Origin of the sequence: Aurantimicrobium photophilum (assembly GCF_003194085.1) — a bacterium.
Classification (GTDB): Bacteria; Actinomycetota; Actinomycetes; order Actinomycetales; family Microbacteriaceae; genus Aurantimicrobium; species Aurantimicrobium photophilum.
Map to the genome: position 1 here is coordinate 1096372 of NZ_CP023994.1, position 17624 is coordinate 1113995.

Below are 17624 nucleotides of genomic sequence, written 5' to 3' on the forward strand. Positions count from 1 at the left end.
GTCACCCCATAAATGGAGTGCTTGACCAGCATAACAGGCAAGATAGGGGTATGGCATCTTCAGCGACCGTCGCACTTCCACCCAGCACCTCTCCCCAAAAGGCTGGTTTGGTGCTCACGGCACTGATTCTGGGTGCTGGGGTGGCCAACATGAACTTGGCTGTAGCCAATGTGGGTCTCCCCGACATTGGCCGCGACCTAGGTGCCTCACAGGCTGGGCTCAACGTTGTCGCGGTTGGCTTCTCCCTCGGCCTCGCTGCAACCGTGCTGTATTTGGGCGCCTTGGGTGACCGTTACGGCCGCAAGCTGATGCTGCTGGCCGGTTTGATTATTGGTGTTCCGGCAGCGTTTATGTCGGCCCTCTCCCCCAGCGTTGAAATGCTGGCACTGTCTAGGTTGATTGGTGGTTTTGCTGCCGGTATGGCTTACCCCACCACCTTGGCGTTAATCACGGCGCTGTGGTCTGGCCCTGCTCGCACACGCGCGATTGCGCTCTGGTCAGCCATAGGTGCGGCGATGTCCGCCTCTTCCACGTTGTTGGCCGGAGCCGTTTTGATGATTCTGCCCTGGGGCTATTCCTTCTTGATTGCTGTGCCGTTCGCCGTTGTGGCGATCTTCCTGGTGTGGCGTTTGGTTCCTGCTCACGTCAATGAAACCAAAGATAAGGTGGACCACCTCGGCGGTGTGCTCTCGGGAATCTTCATTGGAACTCTGGTCCTGGGCATCAACTACATCGCACTCGACGGCCAGCTCGACATTGCCATCGGCATGCTGGGTGCGTCTGCAGTGACCGGTTTCTTGTTCTTCTGGCGCCAAAAGCACGCGAGTGAACCGCTGTTCGACCTGACGTATGCAGCACGGCCACCCTTTTGGGTGGCGGCTGTGTCTGGAATCATCGTGTTTGGCTCCTTGATGGGTGCCATGTTTGTGGGACAGCAGTTCCTGCAAAACGTTCTTGGTTACAACACCCTGCAGGCAGGCCTCGCCATCATTCCTTCAGCTCTCGCGATGGTGATCGTGGCACCGTTCTCGAGTCGCATGATTGAGAATTATGGTTCTCGCATCACCTTGCTAGTGGGCTTCGTTGTCTGCATGGCTGGGTTCTTGGTGATGTTGTTCGGCTGGAACATCCACACTCCCCTGGCTCTAGTGATCATCAGCTATGTCTTGATTGGTGCCGGTGTGGGCTTTGCGGGAACTCCAGCCAGCCACGCTCTGACTGACTCTGTTCCCGTCACCAAGGTGGGTATGGCATCTGGAACAGGTGACCTCCAGCGTGACCTAGGTGGCTCCATTATGCAGTCGCTGCTGGGGGCAATCCTCGGCGCTGGCTATGCCGCCGCTATTGCCAAGTCCATCTCTGCAGCACCTGCAGCCACTCAGGCCGAAATCACCTCCAGCATTGGTGACACCCTCAAGAAATCCTTCGGTAGTGCCGCAGATTTGGCGTCGAAGTATCCGGATTACTCGCAGGCCATCATGGATGCTGCCAAGCAATCATTCTTAGATGGCGCGAACTGGGCTTATGCCTCTGGCATTGTTGTCATGCTCATTGGCATGATCATCACGTTCTTCTTCTTCCCCAAGAAGAACCGCGAGCGTGAACTCTATGCCGAATATGCCCAGCAGTCCTCCACAGTTCACTAGAGCGCAACTTCTGCACTGAAAGTTAGAAACACTGACCTGAGAACACCACTACAGCTCATGCTCTGAGGCATGTGGGGATTTCAGAACAACGACTTTGCCAAACTCCTTGCCACCAGCTTGTTCTGTGTGGCGATTGCAGTGACGCTCAACGCCTCCCCTGCCCATGCCCTGCGCGCAGGGAGCTGGTCCTGGCCATTGGCTGGAGCACACACCATCTCTCGCGGCTATGAGGCACCCAGCGTTTTCTATGGCGCAGGTCATCGAGGCATCGATCTCGTTGCCGAAGTGGGGCAAGAAGTCCTTGCCCCTGCCGATGGCGTGGTTCATTTTGTGGGCACCGTGGTCGACCGGGAACTCATCTCACTCGATCACGGACAGTTTCTTTCCACGTTCGAACCAGTGACCTCCACCCTCACCGAAGGAGATCGTGTCACCCGAGGCCAAGTCATCGGAACCGTCACCACGAGTAATCACTGCACATGCCTTCACATGGGCGCGAGGCAGGGCAAGGACTATCTCTCACCCCTAGCCATGCTGGCGTCTATCCCAGCGGCAGTGCTACTGCCCTGGGATTAGGAGACTAAACCGGGTTGGACTTGTGCAGCGCAATTGCGGTGCGAATGGCAGCGCGAGCACGCTTACGGTCGCCCGATGCGTCATAAGCCAGACCCAAACGACACCACGCCCGCCAGCTGGCAGGTTCTGCATCCACGGCAGCGGCATATTCAGGGAATTCTTTATCCGCATCGGAGCGAATGGGACGTCCACTGGGACGGTGAGGCAGGTCATCTCCTGGAAGAGATCCTTCAGATTTCAGAATGTTGACCAACTTGGTCGAAGAGATACCAAAAGCTATCTCTCGCCACAGCGCCCAGGCACCCACAACCGGCAACACAATCAGGGCAACACCCATCACGATGGCAACAGGAACACCCGTGCTGATCATGACCACGCCTTGATAGGCGGCAGCCCACAAATACAACGCCAGCAGCGCTGCCATGAGCAATGCTCCAAGAACTGCGCGCATCAGGAGAATGTTTAGAGGTTAATCACGCGGTCAAGACCGACGATTTTGCCGGAAAGACCAGGAAGTGCACGAATGGCAGCCATGATGCCCGCTTCATAGGAGCGGTCAGAGAGAGTGGTGTGGGTAATGGTGACGGTTTCACCGTTGCCGCCAAAGATGACATCCTGCTTGGCCACAACGCCTTCCATGCGCAGCGAGTGCACAGGAACACCAGCAACCAGCTGACCACGAGCACGCTGGTCAGCGTGAGGAGCCTGAACATCCTGATCACGCACCTTGCCAATGCGCTCAGCAGTACTCACGGCAGTTCCTGAAGGTGAGTCAACCTTGTGGATGCCGTGAGCTTCGATGATCTCAATGGAGTCAAAGTGCTTAGCTGCCAAGGTGGCCAGGTGCGCAGAGAGTGCAGAACCAAGCGAGAAGTTCGAGATGAAGATGACACCGACTTCAGGGTGAGCTTCAATGAGTGGTTCAACCTGGTTGATGCGCTCTGCTGACCAACCCGAGGTGCCAATCATGATGGACTTGCCGTTCTCCACGGCGTATTCGAGAACCTTGCGGCTAATCGATGGCAGAGAGACGTCCACAACGATGTCTGCCACGAGCATCTCACTCAGATCACTCTGAGACCCCAATTGGGCGGCAAGGGTGAAGTCCTCTGATTCATTGATCAGACGGCAGACAAGAGAGCCCAGTTTCCCTGAGGCACCAACGACGGCAACGGATGTAGTCACGATTCAAGTCTAGATTGTGTAGGCGTCAGGAATACCCGAACGCAATTCCACGGGCAGGTGGCCGAGGTCATTGTGTGAAACCAGAGCCCAGGGGCGACCTGGACGCTGTTGCAGAACAGTAATTCCACAGTTGGCCTGGTTCAAGGTGACCCACTTCCATGCCGGTGCACCGAGGGCTTCCAGCACAAACCACGCAATGACGTTGTTGTGAGTAACCAGAAGGTCAGTTTCGCCCTGACGACCTGGAGCGAGGAATTCTGCAACAGCATCTGCCATCTGAGCAGAGCCTGCTTCAATATCTGCCTCAGTTACAGAACCAAAGAACGGATCGAAGACCGACGGGGTTTCATCGCTCTTGCCCGCAGGGATGCAGTCCATCAGCAACGCAGAAGGCTCCGTGGTCACACCCTGCATTTGCTCACTCATCACGCGCACGGTTTCCCATGCCCGCTCCAACGGAGAGTGCCACACATGAGAGAACTCAACATCGGCTAGACGACGTCCGACTGCTTCTGCCTGAGCAATACCGCGCGGGGAGAGGGGACCGTCAATGACGCCGTGTTCGGCGTCGAGCTGTTCGCCGTGACGAACCAAGATGATGTTGTGTGCCATTGATTACCCCTCAGAAAGGATACGCGATAACGCGGCCTCATCTGCTTGGCCCACAGAAACCAAAGAAACCTTGCCAGCAGCAAGTTCCTTGGCAAGATCTTGAATACGTTCCGGGGTGACTTCCGCCAACAACGCTAATGCAGCGTCGTAGTCAATGAATTCACCCGAAGAAATCTCAGACTTCCCCAGACGAGACATACGAGTATCGGTGTCCTCTAGTGCAAGAGCGGAACCGCCTGCAAGCTGGCCTTTGGCCCGGCTGAGCTCATCTTCAGTAACACCGTGTTCTGCGAACTTGTGGAATTCGGATAACAGCAGCTCGGCTACTTCAGGAGCCTTCTTCGGAGAGGTACCCGCGAAGAGCCCGAACGCACCCGCATCTGAATAGGACGAAGCAAAAGAGAAGACCGAATAGGCAAGTCCACGCTTCTCGCGAATCTCCTGGAACAGACGTGAAGACATTCCCCCACCCAAGATGGCGTTCATGACAGTCTGGACCACGCGGCGCTCATCTGTTGCCACGATGCCGGGAACACCCAACATGATGTTGGCCTGCTCGATGGGGCGCTCAATCACTTGCAAAGCTTTGCCTTGGGTAATGAGTACTGGTGTGCGAGGACGGCGTGCAACTGGAGTGGCTTCAACCGAGAGATCCCAGCCAGCAGCTTCTAAGGTGCGCTGAACTTGTGCCACGAGCTGATCGTGATCCAGCGAACCCGCAGCCGTGATGACTAAGTCATTGGGACGGTAGTTGGCACGGTAGTGCGCCACGACCGCTTCGCGCGTGGCCGCACGAATAGTTTCTGGGCTTCCACCAATAGGGCGACCCAGCGGATGGCCCCCCAGCACACCTTCAAAGAAGCGCTCCTGGGCAACATCCGACGGGTCATCCTCTGCCATCGCGAGTTCTTCCAGAATGACATCGCGTTCTGTTTCAAACTCATCAGGGTCAATCAAGCTGGACGTGAGCATGTCGCTCATGACATCGATGGCCATGGGCAGATCGCTGTCGCGAATCTTGGCGTAGTAGCACGTGTATTCCTTGGCGGTGGCGGCATTGTGTTCGCCACCAACCGAGTCAAAGGCAATCGCAATATCGAGTGCGGTTCGGGTCGGCGTGCCCTTGAACAAGAGATGTTCTAGGAAATGGGTGGAACCCAAGCTCGCAGGGTGTGCCCACTGACCATCGTGAGCTTCTTCTGCTGGAATCTCATCTCGGGAGCCCACGGCAACCCAATAGCCCAGCGTGACGCTGCGTGCACCGGGCACACGTTCGGTCAGGATGCGCACACCAGAAGGTAAAACGCTGCGGCGAACGAGAGCATCACCAGATGCAATGAACTGAAGCTCGGGCTGATCGAGCGGGAAAGCAATGGGGTTATTCATACGGTGCTCAAGCCTAGGGCACACCACCGACGTGCGGCAGAGATATTAAGAACGTTGACGTCCAGGCAGCCAGTTACGACCTTGCTCAGCAGAGGCACGATCCAGGTCCGCTAACTGCTGGCGAGTGAGTTGAACCTGAGGGGCGTGCATGAGTGCTTCGAGTTCACGAAGCGACTCAACACCCGCTGTGGGGATGCCCACGGCAGGACGACCCAAAACCCAGGCCAATGCCACGGTGGAAATATCCACGCCCTGCGTCATGGCGATGTTGTCCAAGATACGCAAAACATGTGTGCCATGGCGTCCACCATGTTGTGCCGCACGACGAGCGCGCGTATCACTGGGGTTGAAGCCCTTGATGTTGCGGTGACGGCCTAAGAATCCATTAGCCAACACGAAATACGGCATCACGGACATGCGCTGGGCAATCGCCATCATGGCGATATTTCCTTCAACAATGTCCCGTCGAAGAAGCGAGTATTCCAAAGCCACAGCTTCGAATCGAGGCAAACCGCTGCCCGCCGCAATGCGTGCTTCCAGAAGCCGATCGGCAGTGAAGTTGGATGCACCAAGCGCACGAACTTTGCCTGCTTGGATGAGGGTTTCAACCGCGGAAAGACTCTCCTCGAGTGAGACATCAGGGTCTTCGGCGTGGAAGTAGAGCAGGTCGATGTGGTCGGACTGCAAACGTTCGAGAGAAGCATCAACAGCTTCGATGATGTTTCTGGCAGACAGGCCAGGGTATTCAGGATGACGTCCCACCTTGGTGGCCACAACCACCTTGTCGCGGTTACCACGCTCGCGCATCCACTTGCCAATAATCTGTTCTGACATTCCTGAGGAATACGAGTCAGAGGTGTCGACCAGGTTGCCACCGAGTTCAACGAATCGATCCAGAAGATCTGTCGAACGACCACTAGGAAGAGTCCAGCCAAACACCGCTCCACCGAGAGCTACCGGATAGACCTCAATGTCGGTTTGACCGATGCGACGCAGAGGAGTTTCAGCCTCTGCGGAGCGGGCTGCTCCGGAGGCTACTTCCCCTGTTTCTCCGGTCATAACTCTGACGATAGAGCAGAAATGTCACAGCAATGTTACGACAGACCAACGGTCTACTAGTAGACGGAAATTGTCCCCCGCCAGGGCTTTAAAGTGTCCCCCAGAAAGACGAAACCCGCCCCACCAAAGTGGGACGGGTTTCGTTGGAGTGAATTTACTCTGCGTCGCTTTCAGCGGCTGCTTCGCCCTCTTCACCTTCGAGAACGGGCTCAAGCGAAAGCTTGCCACGGTCATCGATCTTGGTGATCTTGACGAGAACCTTCTGGCCAACGGAGAGAACATCTTCAACGTTCTCCACACGCTTGCCACCAGCGAGCTTGCGCACCTCAGAGATGTGCAGCAGGCCATCCTTGCCAGGAAGCAAGGAGACAAACGCACCAAAGGTTGCGAGCTTGACGACGGTACCGAGGAACTGCTCGCCAACCTCAGGGTTGGTGGGGTTCGCAATGGCGTTAACCTGTGCGCGAGCTGCCTCAGCCGAAGGACCATCGGTTGCACCGATGTAGACGGTTCCGTCATCCTCGATCGAGATGGTTGCACCCGTCTCGTCCTGGATGGTGTTGATCGTCTTGCCCTTAGGACCGATGAGTTCACCGATCTTGTCGACAGGAATCTGAACGCTGATCACGCGAGGAGCAGTAGCTGCCATCTCGTCAGGACCATCGATCGCTGCGTTGATGACAGCGAGGATTGCGGTACGAGCTTCCTTCGCCTGAGTCAGCGCACCGGTGAGCACGGAGGCAGGGATGCCGTCGAGCTTGGTGTCGAGCTGAATCGCGGTGATGAATTCAGAAGTACCAGCAACCTTGAAGTCCATGTCGCCGAGAGCATCTTCTGCACCGAGGATGTCGGTCAGAGCTGCGTAGCGGGTCTCACCGTTGACCTGGTCAGAAACCAGACCCATAGCGATACCTGCAACAGGAGCGCGCAGAGGAACACCAGCGTTGAGCAGCGACAGAGTCGATGCACAGACCGAACCCATCGAGGTCGAACCGTTGGAGCCCAAAGCCTCAGATACCTGACGGATGGCGTAAGGGAACTCTTCACGTGCAGGAAGCACGGGAACGAGAGCACGCTCTGCCAGGAAGCCGTGACCGATTTCGCGGCGCTTAGGAGTTCCCACACGACCGGTTTCACCGGTGGAATATGGAGGGAAGTTGTAGTGGTGCATGTAGCGCTTCGAAGTGATCGGAGACAGCGAGTCAATCTGCTGTTCCATCTTCAGCATGTTCAGAGTGGTGATACCCATGATCTGGGTCTCTCCACGCTGGAAGATAGCTGAACCGTGAACGCGAGGGATGACCTGAACTTCAGCATCCAGTGCACGGATGTCGCGCAGACCACGGCCGTCCATACGAACACCCTCGGTGAGGATACGTCCGCGAACAACCTTCTTAGTTACCGACTTGTACGCAGCACCGAACTGGTTGAGAGCAATCTCTTCGAGCTTGCCTTCGGCAACCTGTGCAGCGATAGCTTCCTTGACGCGTGCCTTGACCTCGTCGTCAGCGTTCTGACGCTCAATCTTGTCTGCGATGAGGTAGACCTTCTCGAGGTCAGCAAGTGCGAGTTCGCTCACTGCGGCGTAAAGCTCGTCAGAGTAAGGCAGGAATACGGGGTAGTCCTGAACTTCCTTTGCCGACTGACGTGCGAGCTCTTCCTGAGCCTTGATGAGTGCGGTGAGGAAAGGCTTCGATGCTTCGAGACCCTGAGACACGATTGCCTCGTCGGGCTTGATGCCGCCAGCCTTGATGAGGTCCCAGCTACCTTCGGTAGCTTCTGCCTCAACCATCATGATGGCGACGTCTTCCTTGCCATCCTTGTCCACAACGATGCGACCAGCAACGACGAGGTCGAAGACGGCGTCCTTGAGCTGCTCAACGTTGGGGAATGCAACCCACTGGCCGTCAATCAGAGCCATACGGATACCACCGATAGGACCAGAGAAAGGCAGACCGGAGATCTGGGTTGATGCGGAGGAAGCGTTGATGGCCAGTGCGTCATAGAACTCACCAGGAGCAATAGACAGAACGGTAACAACGATCTGAACCTCGTTGCGCAGACCATCAACGAATGATGGGCGCAGTGGGCGGTCGATCAGACGGCAGACCAGGATGGCCTCAGTCGAGGGACGGCCTTCACGACGGAAGAACGAACCGGGGATCTTGCCTGCTGCGTAGCTGCGCTCTTCAACGTCTACGGTCAGAGGGAAGAAGTCGAAGTTATCCTTAGGCTGCTTGCTGACCGAAGTAGCAGAGAGCAACATGGTCTCTTCATCCAGGTAGGCCGCAACTGCGCCCTGAGCCTGCTGTGCGAGACGACCGGTTTCAAAACGGACGACGCGCTTGCCGAACTTACCGTTGTCAATAACGGCTTCGGCGAATTTGATTTCTGGACCTTCCATTGAAGGTTTCTCCTTTGTTTTACGTCGATTCCCCGTGTGGGATTCGACTCATACGTTCGAAAGCAGAACAAGACAGAACGAAGGCGTTATCAACGCACATACATCGCACGAGTATCAGACTTCGTGCTGGCCACCAGTAGAAATCCACCAACATCTGTTGGTAAACCACCACCGAAGACCAGCGAACTGCCTGCCTGCTCTTCTCTAAGAGTACCCCAAAACCCTCAATAAGCCCATGAAGGCTGACTTTCGAAGATGAATGTCAGGTTAAATCACAAGAGCCACCCCGAAGGGTGGCTCTTGGTGAACGTCTGTATTCGACTAGCGACGCAGACCGAGGCGCTCGATGAGCTTACGGTAGCGAGTGATGTCGACATCGGACAGGTAGCCGAGAAGACGGCGACGCTGACCAACGAGCAGCAGCAGTCCACGACGTGAGTGGTGGTCGTGCTTGTGCTCCTTGAGGTGCTCGGTCAAGTCCTTGATGCGCTTGGTGAGAAGTGCAACCTGAACCTCAGGAGATCCAGTGTCACCGGGGTGAGTTGCGTATTCGTCGATGATCGCCTTCTTGACATCTGCTTCAAGTGCCATGTTGGGATCCCCTTTCTTAGTACCTCGTTGCGCGGCGCCCATGACCTTATGTCTGAGCTCTCTTTATCCGCGGCCGTTAGACGGCAACTTCACAAGGTTATCAGAGTGTGAGGCGCGCCAGAAACCAGAGGTCAATCCGTTGTTCACTCACCGGGAGTAGCCTGAAATGGAGTGACAACGGTTGTTGTTTCTCGCAACAGTCAGGAGTAATCATGAATTTCGGTGAAGCAATCAAGTTCGGCTTCAGCAACTACGCCAACTTCCAGGGACGTTCTCGTCGCTCAGGTTTCTGGTACTGGACACTTTTTGAAGCAATTGTCAGCGCCGCCTTCAACATTCTTTCCGGTGGAGATTCCTCGAACATCTTCGGAATTGTGGGCACCATCGCAGCCCTGGCATTGTTTCTACCTTCACTAGCGTTTTCAGTTCGCCGCCTCCACGACATCAACAAGTCGGGCTGGTTTGTCTTGTTCGCCCTGATCCCACTTGTGGGCTGGATCTTTCTGCTGGTTTGGTATGTCAAGGACAGCGATGCTGATGCTAACCGCTTTGGTGCTAGCCCCAAAGGCTAAAACAATCCATGTGCAATGACTGCCCTCAGCGAGAATCGCTGGAGGCAGTCATTCTTTGATAAGTGTCAGCTCGACTAGCCTGAGACACATCGTCTACTAACAGGGGAACCCATGACTTTCGGAGAATCAATCACTATTGGCTTCAAGAACTACGCCAATTTCCAGGGACGTTCACGCCGTTCGGGTTACTGGTGGTGGTTTTTGTTTACCGTCCTCGTCAGCGCAGCTTTTAACATTCTTTCGGGCGACAAAGACAATTTCTTCAGTGACCTTGGCAGCCTGGCAAGCCTCGCATTATTGCTTCCCTCCCTCGCGTTTGGTGTGCGTCGTCTCCACGACACCAACCGTTCAGGGTGGCACCTGCTCTATGGCCTCATTCCGATTGCAGGTTTCATCATGTTGTTGATCTGGTTTGTCCAAGACAGCGACGTTGAAGCTAACCGTTTCGGAGCTAGCCCCAAGCCTGCATAACAGCTCAATCATTGAAACTGCCCTCTGTGTTTATTCACAGGGGGCAGTTTCAATTCGGGGGTTAATCCCTGGATAAGCCAAGATGGAGATTATGAATTTTTCTCAGGCGATTCAATCTGTTTTTTCCAAGGCAACCAAGCTTGAGGGCCGCGCTCCGCGCTCAGAATACTGGTACTGGGTTCTCTTCACCTTCATCGTTCAGATGTTCACCATTCTCCCCGTCATTCTGGTAGCCATGTTGATTCCTCAGCGCGATGTCTGGGCAATTCTTCCTTTCCTTATTGCTGCAGGTTCGATCTGGGTATTCCTGTGGATTACGCGCATCACTGTGACCGTGCGTCGCTACCACGACCAGGGCATGTCCGGCTGGATGTTCTTCATCGGATTTATCCCCGCTGTGGGAGGTCTGCTCGAAATCATCTTCATGCTGCAGCCCAGCCAGCCAGGTTCGAACAAGTTCGGTGTTCAATACCTCGGTAAGTAATCGCTCTTCGCGCTAGCTTCTAGATATGCGCGTTGTGGTTCGGGTGAAACCCGGCAGTTCCAAAGGTCCTCTCGTCGAGTCAGACGACGAAGGTATTGTCGTTTTCGTGCGCGAAAAAGCTATTGATGGCGCTGCCAACGAGGGAGTAATAAAGCTCATGGCTGATCATTTTGACGTGCCCAAGTCACGTGTCCGTGTTGTGCGCGGTCACACTGCACGCATCAAACAGGTCGAGATCGACGACTAACCGGTTACGTTCCTGCGCAAGAACGCAGCAGCGTCTTCGATTTCTTCCAAAGACAAGCTGTGGCCCACATGGGCATAGAGCTTGGCTTCCACATCGAAGTGTTCTGGTAACCAGCGGCGCGTGAAGTCAATGAGGTTGGGGGTGATCACGGGGTCTTGTGGATCGCGACCCCAGAACAATGGCGGCTTTACATCCGCGAGCGCTTGATCGCGCTCTGCAGCACCCTCAGTGGTGTCATCCACAGCAAAGCTGGCAAAGAAGACACCTGCTATGAAGCGTTCAGGCTGGTGACGGAAGAGCTGAGTGAGCATGACTCCCCCTTGGGAGAAGCCTAGTAGTGCAACATCACCTAAGCCGCCGACTTCAGCGTCTAGTTCATCAATCCACTCAATGAGGCGGTGGGTGGAGGCAGTAACTTCGTTGATGTCACGGCGAAGAGTGTCATTCTCTGCGTCGTAGTCAATGGCGAACCAGGCGTTGCCCGGTCCTGCAGTGAGCGGTGCTCGCAACGAGGCAATAACAAATTGTTCGGGCAGGTACTGCCCTAACGAGAAGAGGTCGCCCTCGTTCGAGCCGTAGCCATGCATCATGATGAGCAAGGGGCGTTCGGCCAGAACGGTGGCGACACTCTCTCGTGGTACTGACCACCGCACAGCGGTGCTGTCGATGGCAGGGAAGGTCATGCTTAGCTAACGCCCAGCAGGTCGATAACGAAGATGAGGGTCTTACCGGAGAGGCGGTGACCGCCACCAGCTGGACCGTATGCCTTAGCGGGAGGGCACACGAGCATGCGGCGTCCGCCGACCTTCATACCAGGGATACCTTCTTGCCATCCGGAGATGAGGGCCTGGAGAGGGAAGTTGATGGATTCGCCACGGTTCCAGGAAGCGTCGAATTCTTCGCCGGTTTCGTATTCAACACCGACGTAGTGCACGTCAACGGTTGCACCGGGGGTTGCTTCTGCGCCGTCGCCGACGACGATGTCTGTGATCTCAAGCTCCGCGGGAGCAGGACCCATTGGGGCGTCGATTTCTGGCTTTGTGAGGTTGTGTTCAGTCATGGGTTAATTCTGGCAGAGAAAAGGGCCGGCTCCTTCAGAAGGAACCGGCCCCGTATTTCACTGGAGGTTACTTATTTTCCGTCAGCACCGTCGGAGGCGAGAAGATCCTTCTCCACCTTGCCGCCGTAGCCTTCCTTTTGGGGGTCTCCGTGGAGACCTCCTGAAACGGCATATTCTTCTTCAGGTGAGAGCACCAGTCGCTTACGTCCGTAGAGTGCAAAACCAATCAGCATCAATGCATAGATCACTGCAATAGCGATGATGGCTGGACGTGCTGGTTCGTTGATGAAGAATCCGAAGAAGATCGCCAGCGAGACCACTGCCGCAATAACAGCACCGGGGATACCCCAAGGGCTCTTGTAGGGGCGATTAGCCTTGGGGAACTTCTTGCGCAGGATAACGAAGGACACCATCTGCAGGATGTAGGCGATAACAGCACCCCATACTGCGATGTTGAGCACGATAGCTCCGGCAACACCGGTTGCTCCACCGAGGGAGTCAACTGCAATCAGTGCAAGGAACCCAATAACTGCACCAACGGTCAGTGCAACGTAGGGGGTCTCGCGCTTTCCTGTCAGAGAGAGCACCTTGGGGTAGTAACCAGCTCGTGAGAGCGAGTACATGTTGCGGCCGTAGGCGAACATGATTCCCTGGAGGGAAGCAAGCAAACCAATGAGAGCAAACAGTGCAAGCACAGCTGCTGCACCGTCACCGACCATGGCGCGGAAGCCATCAAGCAATGGCTCACCTGCAGCGCTGATTCCTTCGGCGCCGACAAGGGCAGTGTTGAGGAACAGCACCAACAAACCAGTCACGATCAGGGTAGTGCGAGCGATCAGACCTGCACGAGGAATGTCCTTGACAGGGTCGTGGGCTTCTTCGGCAGCAAGAGGAAGTTCTTCAATACCCAGGAAGAACCACATTGCATAGGGAAGAGCGAACAGAATCGGCAACCACCCGTGTGGGAGGAACGTGGACTGACCGGCATCTGGAGCGATGTTCCAGAGCGAGTTGAAGTCGAGCTTGCCGGAGAACACCGCCATGACAGAGAAGACCAGCAAGATTGCGATTGAGATGATCGACACCACGATGGCGAACTTGAAGGACACGGCAGAACCTGCGGAGTTCAACAACACAAACACCGCATACAGGATGATGTACCAGACGAACATGGGCAGGTTGAGTCCCAAGAGTTCACTGGTCACACTGTTGGCATAGGACGCAGAGAAGAAGACAACCACGGCAGTGGTGGCGACGTACTCAATCGTTTCTGCGAGACCGGTAATGAATCCACCCCACGGCCCCATTGCCGATCGGGCGAATGAATAAGCTCCACCAGAGTGAGGCATGGCTCCCGCCATCTCACCAATGCTGAACATCATTCCGTAGTACATAAAGATGAGGACGGCGAATGCGATGAGCATTCCACCAAAGCCGGCGAAGCCAATACCGAAGTTCCATCCGGAGAAGTCGCCGGAAACAACTGCTGCTACTGCGAGACCCCAGAGGCCCCACAAACCGGCCGAACGCTTGAGCGTCCGTTTCTTGAAATAGTTGGCGTCTGCGGTTGTGTACGTCACACCCGAGACGTTCAAGGTGTCTTTGGACATTAATTTTCCTTCTGCTCGGGTTGAGCACCTCAAGGATCGAGGTGAGGCACACAACGCTGTGAGATTCCTTGGAGATGACTATATGCCTCAAATTGGTTCTTGTAACTACCTTTAACAAATAATTAATCTGAAAAATATCTGCTATTTACCGGAGAACGCTTGACATAGATTCCCCAATAGAGTGGTCTAATGGTTGGAATACCTACCTCAAGGAAGAGAGTGACAATGTCCACTGCAGCTGGGAACCTCACCGCCGAAGGCCTCAAGGCTCTCGTCGAGGATGGAAGCATCGACACCGTAATCGTGTCATTTACTGACATGCAGGGGCGTCTTGTGGGTAAGCGAATCTCGGCACGACTCTTCGTAGAGGATGTTATGGCTCATGGCGCCGAGTGTTGCAACTACCTCTTTGCCGTTGATGTTGAAAACAACACCGTTGACGGATATTCCATCTCGAGCTGGGAACGCGGCTATGGAGATATGGCCATGATCCCCGACATGAGCACCCTGCGCACAGCTCCCTGGCTCGAAGGCACAGCTATGGTGATGGCAGACATGCAGTGGCTGGACCACTCCCCTGTGATGCAGTCCCCCCGGGAAATCCTGCGCACCCAGATCAACCGTCTCGCTGCACATGGACTGATTCCTTACGTAGGAACAGAACTTGAGTTCATCGTTTTTGATGACACTTACCGCGAAGCATGGGCTAAGGGTTACGACAACCTGCGCCCCTCCACGGACTACAACGTGGACTATGACCTCCTCGCATCCACCCGTGTCGAGCCGCTGCTGCGTGACATTCGTAACTCCATGGATGCGGCCGGGATGTATTGCGAAGGCGTCAAGGGTGAGTGCAACCTTGGTCAGCAAGAAATCGCATTCCGCTACGACGAGGCCCTCGTCACCTGCGACAACCACTCGGTATACAAGAGCGGCGCCAAGGTGATTGCGGACAAGCACGGCAAGTCACTGACGTTTATGGCGAAGTTCAACGAGCGTGAAGGTAACTCCTGCCACATCCACATCAGTCTCCGCGACACTGACGGTAACCCGGTCTTCGCAGATAAGAACGCTGAACACGGCATGAGCAAGATGTTCCGCCACTTCTTGGCCGGACAGATTGCTGCCATGCGCGAGCTTTCCCTCTTCTTCGCTCCAAACATCAACTCCTACAAGCGCTACGTTGATGGCAGCTTCGCTCCTACCGCAGTTGCGTGGGGCCTGGATAACCGCACGTGCTCTCTTCGTGTTGTCGGCCAAGGTCACGGCATGCGTGTCGAGCAGCGCGTACCCGGTGGAGACGTCAACCAGTACCTCGCAGTTGCTGCACTGATTGCTGCAGGACTACACGGTATTGAAAACGAGCTCGAACTCGAGCCTCTCACCACAGGCAACGCCTACACCGGAGGTGCACCCCGCGTCCCCTCTAGCTTGCGTGATGCGGCCGAGTTGTTTGCCAACTCAACCATCGCCAAGGAAGCTTTCGGACAGGATGTCGTAGATCACTACCTCAACTACGCACGTATTGAAGTAGCAGCTTACGACTCTGCGATTACTGACTGGGAGCGCGTCCGTGGCTTCGAGCGTCTCTAATCGCAAACCCGTCATTGGGCTGACAACCTACCTCGAGCAGGCACAATCAGGGGTCTGGGACGTTCAGGCTGCCTTCTTACCCAAGGTGTATTTCAATGCCGTCAATAAAGCCGGTGGCATTGCCGTCCTCCTCCCCCCACAGGCCATCGATGCAGAAAGCGCTGAAACCATTCTGGACGGGCTAGATGGATTGATTATCTGTGGCGGCAAGGATGTTGACCCAGCCCGCTATGGACAGGATCCTCACCCTCTGACCGACGAACCACGGCCAGATCGTGATGCTCTGGAAGACGCCCTCCTCACCGCGGCCATTAATCGCGAACTGCCTTTCCTCGGCATTTGCCGCGGAGCTCAAATGCTCAATGTGATCCGCGGTGGCGACCTGATTCAACACCTCCCCGACGTTGTCGGTGATGACCGCTACCAAAAGGGCCAAGGAAACTTCAGCCACATTCCCGTGAAAGTCGAAGAAGATTCACTCCTCGCCGAGATCTTGAACAACGATGCACCCGTGGGTGCGATGTATCACCACCAAGCCATTGGCGAGGTCGGTGAAGGTCTCAGCGTTGTTGCCACCACCAAAGATGGCGTGATTGAAGCACTCCAACTTGATGACGTTCCGTTCGGTCTTGCCGTGCAATGGCACCCAGAACAAACCCCCGAAGACATCGGCCTCTTTGAAGGCCTGGTGGATGCAGCAAAAGAATATGCCCACCACCACCCCCGCAACACTCAAAGGAGCTCATCGTGAGTTACACCATCATCAACCCTGCAACAGAAGAAGCAGGCGAAACTATTGAGCACCTGAGCCTGGAACAAACAGATGAGGCAATTGATCTCGCCAAGCGTGCACAGAAAGAATGGGCTGCAAGAAACCCTGCCGACCGCGCTGCAGCTCTGCGTCTCTTTGCTGATGCCGTAGACGGCGATATTGAAAACCTTGCCCAACTCGAAGTTCGTAACTCTGGCCACCCCATCGGTCAGGCCCGTTGGGAAGCTGAACACGTGCGTAATGTTCTCGAGTATTACTCGGCAACCCCTGAGCGTCTCTTTGGCAAGCAGATTCCCGTTGCCGGCGGGATTGACTTTACGTTCCATGAGCCCCTGGGGGTGGTGGGGGTCATCACCCCATGGAACTTCCCCATGACCATTGCATCATGGGGTTTTGCGCCTGCACTTGCAGCAGGTAACGCTGTTGTTCTGAAGCCTGCTGAGTGGACTCCCCTCACCAGTATTCGTTTGGGTGAGCTTGCCCTGCAATCTGGACTACCTGAAGGACTTTTCCAGGTGCTGCCAGGCCAGGGTTCAGTCGTGGGAGAGCGCTTCGTCACCAACCCCACCGTGCGCAAGGTTGTCTTCACTGGCTCCACCGCAGTGGGCAAGCGCATCATGGCTGGCGCAGCAGACCAGATCAAACGAGTGACTCTCGAGCTCGGCGGCAAAAGCGCCAACATTGTCTTTGCAGATGCGGACCTCGAGAAAGCAGCTGCGAGCGCTCCCTATGGTGTCTTCGAAAATGCAGGCCAGGACTGCTGCGCTCGCAGTCGTATCTTGGTTCAGCGCAGCGTCTATGACAAGTTCATGGAATACCTCGAGCCAGCAGTCAAGGGCGTCAAGGTAGGTGACCCTCTCGATGAAGCGACAGAGATGGGTCCCTTGGTTCACAAAAAGCACTTTGACAGCGTCTCTTCCTATGTCCCCAGCGATGCACCGGTTGCTTTCCGCGGTTCTGCACCTGAGGGTGCTGGCTACTGGTTTGCTCCCACCGTGCTGACTCCTGATTCCCGCAATCACATCAGCGCAACGGATGAAATCTTTGGTCCTGTCGTCACTGTGCTTCCATTTGATGATGATGCTGACGCCATGGAACTGGCTAATGCAACCGAGTATGGGCTCTCTGGATCCATCTGGACACGCGATGTGGGACGCGCGCTGCGTATTTCACGAGGCGTGGAGTCTGGAAACCTGTCCGTGAACTCGCACTCTTCCGTCCGTTACAACACCCCGTTCGGCGGATTCAAGCAGTCGGGACTAGGCCGCGAGCTTGGTCCAGATGCAGCCTTGGCTTTCACCGAAACCAAAAACGTCTTTATTCCTGCCGACTAAGACCTGAACAACCTCACTAAGG

Annotated in this window: 19 protein-coding genes; 9 read left to right on the forward strand and 10 right to left on the reverse strand. The window is 55.5% G+C overall.

Annotated features, from left to right (window positions below; genetic code table 11):
* The first annotated feature begins 50 nt into the window (after positions 1-50).
* Complete coding sequence (locus AURMO_RS05445; RefSeq protein WP_110233795.1) at positions 51-1646, forward strand: MFS transporter; 1596 nt, start codon at positions 51-53, stop codon at positions 1644-1646.
* Positions 1647-1715: 69 nt separating this feature from the next.
* Complete coding sequence (locus AURMO_RS05450; protein ID WP_110233797.1) at positions 1716-2222, forward strand: M23 family metallopeptidase; 507 nt, start codon at positions 1716-1718, stop codon at positions 2220-2222.
* 4 nt (positions 2223-2226) lie between these two features.
* On the opposite strand, the gene AURMO_RS05455 is transcribed toward AURMO_RS05450, so the two are convergent.
* From AURMO_RS05455 to rpsO, 7 genes are all read right to left on the reverse strand, one after another.
* Positions 2227-2673 (reverse strand): hypothetical protein, encoded by a 447-nt coding sequence (locus tag AURMO_RS05455; RefSeq protein WP_110233799.1) that lies wholly within the window; start codon positions 2671-2673, stop codon positions 2227-2229.
* Between the two features lie 11 nt (positions 2674-2684).
* Positions 2685-3407, reverse strand: a complete 723-nt coding sequence (gene dapB, locus AURMO_RS05460; protein WP_110233801.1) for a 4-hydroxy-tetrahydrodipicolinate reductase — start codon at positions 3405-3407, stop codon at positions 2685-2687.
* Positions 3408-3416: 9 nt separating this feature from the next.
* Complete coding sequence (locus AURMO_RS05465; RefSeq protein WP_110233803.1) at positions 3417-4019, reverse strand: histidine phosphatase family protein; 603 nt, start codon at positions 4017-4019, stop codon at positions 3417-3419.
* Positions 4020-4022: 3 nt separating this feature from the next.
* Entirely contained in the window at positions 4023-5405 is a 1383-nt protein-coding gene (locus tag AURMO_RS05470; protein WP_110233805.1) for a M16 family metallopeptidase, read from the reverse strand.
* A 45-nt stretch (positions 5406-5450) separates the two neighbouring features.
* Positions 5451-6464 carry an aldo/keto reductase gene (locus tag AURMO_RS05475; protein ID WP_110233807.1) on the reverse strand — a complete coding sequence of 338 codons (1014 nt, stop codon included), beginning with the start codon at positions 6462-6464 and terminating at the stop codon, positions 5451-5453.
* 154 nt (positions 6465-6618) lie between these two features.
* Entirely contained in the window at positions 6619-8868 is a 2250-nt protein-coding gene (locus AURMO_RS05480; protein WP_110233809.1) for a polyribonucleotide nucleotidyltransferase, read from the reverse strand.
* 321 nt (positions 8869-9189) lie between these two features.
* Positions 9190-9459 (reverse strand): 30S ribosomal protein S15, encoded by a 270-nt coding sequence (rpsO, locus tag AURMO_RS05485; RefSeq protein WP_110233811.1) that lies wholly within the window; start codon positions 9457-9459, stop codon positions 9190-9192.
* A gap of 212 nt (positions 9460-9671) precedes the next feature.
* Between rpsO and AURMO_RS05490 the strand changes: the two genes are divergently transcribed.
* The 4 genes from AURMO_RS05490 to AURMO_RS05505 all read left to right on the forward strand — a co-directional run bounded on the left by AURMO_RS05490 (position 9672) and on the right by AURMO_RS05505 (position 11233).
* Positions 9672-10031, forward strand: coding sequence for a DUF805 domain-containing protein (locus AURMO_RS05490; RefSeq protein ID WP_110233813.1), 360 nt, complete (start codon positions 9672-9674; stop codon positions 10029-10031).
* Positions 10032-10142: 111 nt separating this feature from the next.
* A complete protein-coding gene (locus AURMO_RS05495) occupies positions 10143-10502 on the forward strand; it encodes a DUF805 domain-containing protein (RefSeq protein ID WP_110233815.1) in 360 nt (119 codons plus the stop codon).
* A 91-nt stretch (positions 10503-10593) separates the two neighbouring features.
* Positions 10594-10986 carry a DUF805 domain-containing protein gene (locus AURMO_RS05500; RefSeq protein WP_162532683.1) on the forward strand — a complete coding sequence of 131 codons (393 nt, stop codon included), beginning with the start codon at positions 10594-10596 and terminating at the stop codon, positions 10984-10986.
* Between the two features lie 25 nt (positions 10987-11011).
* Positions 11012-11233 (forward strand): DUF167 domain-containing protein, encoded by a 222-nt coding sequence (locus AURMO_RS05505; RefSeq protein WP_110233819.1) that lies wholly within the window; start codon positions 11012-11014, stop codon positions 11231-11233.
* On the opposite strand, the gene AURMO_RS05510 is transcribed toward AURMO_RS05505, so the two are convergent.
* The 3 genes from AURMO_RS05510 to AURMO_RS05520 form a co-directional block, all read right to left on the reverse strand.
* A complete protein-coding gene (locus AURMO_RS05510; protein ID WP_110233821.1) occupies positions 11230-11916 on the reverse strand; it encodes an alpha/beta hydrolase in 687 nt (228 codons plus the stop codon). The two genes, AURMO_RS05505 and AURMO_RS05510, sit on opposite strands and share 4 nt — an antisense overlap.
* A 2-nt stretch (positions 11917-11918) precedes the next feature.
* On the reverse strand, positions 11919-12293 hold the full coding sequence (locus AURMO_RS05515; RefSeq protein ID WP_110233823.1) for an FKBP-type peptidyl-prolyl cis-trans isomerase: 375 nt from the start codon (positions 12291-12293) through the stop codon (positions 11919-11921).
* A 71-nt stretch (positions 12294-12364) separates the two neighbouring features.
* Entirely contained in the window at positions 12365-13903 is a 1539-nt protein-coding gene (locus AURMO_RS05520; protein WP_110233825.1) for an amino acid permease, read from the reverse strand.
* Between the two features lie 225 nt (positions 13904-14128).
* On the opposite strand from AURMO_RS05520, the gene AURMO_RS05525 reads away from it, so the two are divergent.
* The 3 genes from AURMO_RS05525 to AURMO_RS05535 are packed head-to-tail and all read left to right on the forward strand — an operon-like array spanning position 14129 to position 17602.
* Positions 14129-15496, forward strand: coding sequence for a glutamine synthetase family protein (locus AURMO_RS05525; protein WP_110233827.1), 1368 nt, complete (start codon positions 14129-14131; stop codon positions 15494-15496).
* Positions 15477-16247 carry a gamma-glutamyl-gamma-aminobutyrate hydrolase family protein gene (locus AURMO_RS05530; protein ID WP_110233829.1) on the forward strand — a complete coding sequence of 257 codons (771 nt, stop codon included), beginning with the start codon at positions 15477-15479 and terminating at the stop codon, positions 16245-16247. The genes AURMO_RS05525 and AURMO_RS05530 overlap by 20 nt, the downstream gene beginning before the upstream one ends.
* A complete protein-coding gene (locus AURMO_RS05535) occupies positions 16241-17602 on the forward strand; it encodes an aldehyde dehydrogenase family protein (RefSeq protein WP_110233832.1) in 1362 nt (453 codons plus the stop codon). The genes AURMO_RS05530 and AURMO_RS05535 overlap by 7 nt, the downstream gene beginning before the upstream one ends.
* The last annotated feature ends 22 nt before the right edge of the window (positions 17603-17624 follow it).

Excerpts from the sequence above, each read along its gene's own strand:
- AURMO_RS05500 (WP_162532683.1), top strand. The coding sequence starts at position 10,594 with ATGAATTTTTCTCAGGCGATTCAATCTGTTTTTTCCAAGGCAACCAAG.
- AURMO_RS05520 (WP_110233825.1), bottom strand. The coding sequence starts at position 13,903 with ATGTCCAAAGACACCTTGAACGTCTCGGGTGTGACGTACACAACCGCA.
- AURMO_RS05480 (WP_110233809.1), bottom strand. The coding sequence starts at position 8,868 with ATGGAAGGTCCAGAAATCAAATTCGCCGAAGCCGTTATTGACAACGGT.
- AURMO_RS05510 (WP_110233821.1), bottom strand. The coding sequence starts at position 11,916 with ATGACCTTCCCTGCCATCGACAGCACCGCTGTGCGGTGGTCAGTACCA.
- AURMO_RS05455 (WP_110233799.1), bottom strand. The coding sequence starts at position 2,673 with ATGCGCGCAGTTCTTGGAGCATTGCTCATGGCAGCGCTGCTGGCGTTG.
- AURMO_RS05450 (WP_110233797.1), top strand. The coding sequence starts at position 1,716 with ATGTGGGGATTTCAGAACAACGACTTTGCCAAACTCCTTGCCACCAGC.
- AURMO_RS05445 (WP_110233795.1), top strand. The coding sequence starts at position 51 with ATGGCATCTTCAGCGACCGTCGCACTTCCACCCAGCACCTCTCCCCAA.
- AURMO_RS05465 (WP_110233803.1), bottom strand. The coding sequence starts at position 4,019 with ATGGCACACAACATCATCTTGGTTCGTCACGGCGAACAGCTCGACGCC.
- AURMO_RS05525 (WP_110233827.1), top strand. The coding sequence starts at position 14,129 with ATGTCCACTGCAGCTGGGAACCTCACCGCCGAAGGCCTCAAGGCTCTC.
- AURMO_RS05470 (WP_110233805.1), bottom strand. The coding sequence starts at position 5,405 with ATGAATAACCCCATTGCTTTCCCGCTCGATCAGCCCGAGCTTCAGTTC.
- AURMO_RS05495 (WP_110233815.1), top strand. The coding sequence starts at position 10,143 with ATGACTTTCGGAGAATCAATCACTATTGGCTTCAAGAACTACGCCAAT.
- rpsO (WP_110233811.1), bottom strand. The coding sequence starts at position 9,459 with ATGGCACTTGAAGCAGATGTCAAGAAGGCGATCATCGACGAATACGCA.
- AURMO_RS05475 (WP_110233807.1), bottom strand. The coding sequence starts at position 6,464 with ATGACCGGAGAAACAGGGGAAGTAGCCTCCGGAGCAGCCCGCTCCGCA.
- AURMO_RS05515 (WP_110233823.1), bottom strand. The coding sequence starts at position 12,293 with ATGACTGAACACAACCTCACAAAGCCAGAAATCGACGCCCCAATGGGT.
- AURMO_RS05505 (WP_110233819.1), top strand. The coding sequence starts at position 11,012 with ATGCGCGTTGTGGTTCGGGTGAAACCCGGCAGTTCCAAAGGTCCTCTC.
- AURMO_RS05490 (WP_110233813.1), top strand. The coding sequence starts at position 9,672 with ATGAATTTCGGTGAAGCAATCAAGTTCGGCTTCAGCAACTACGCCAAC.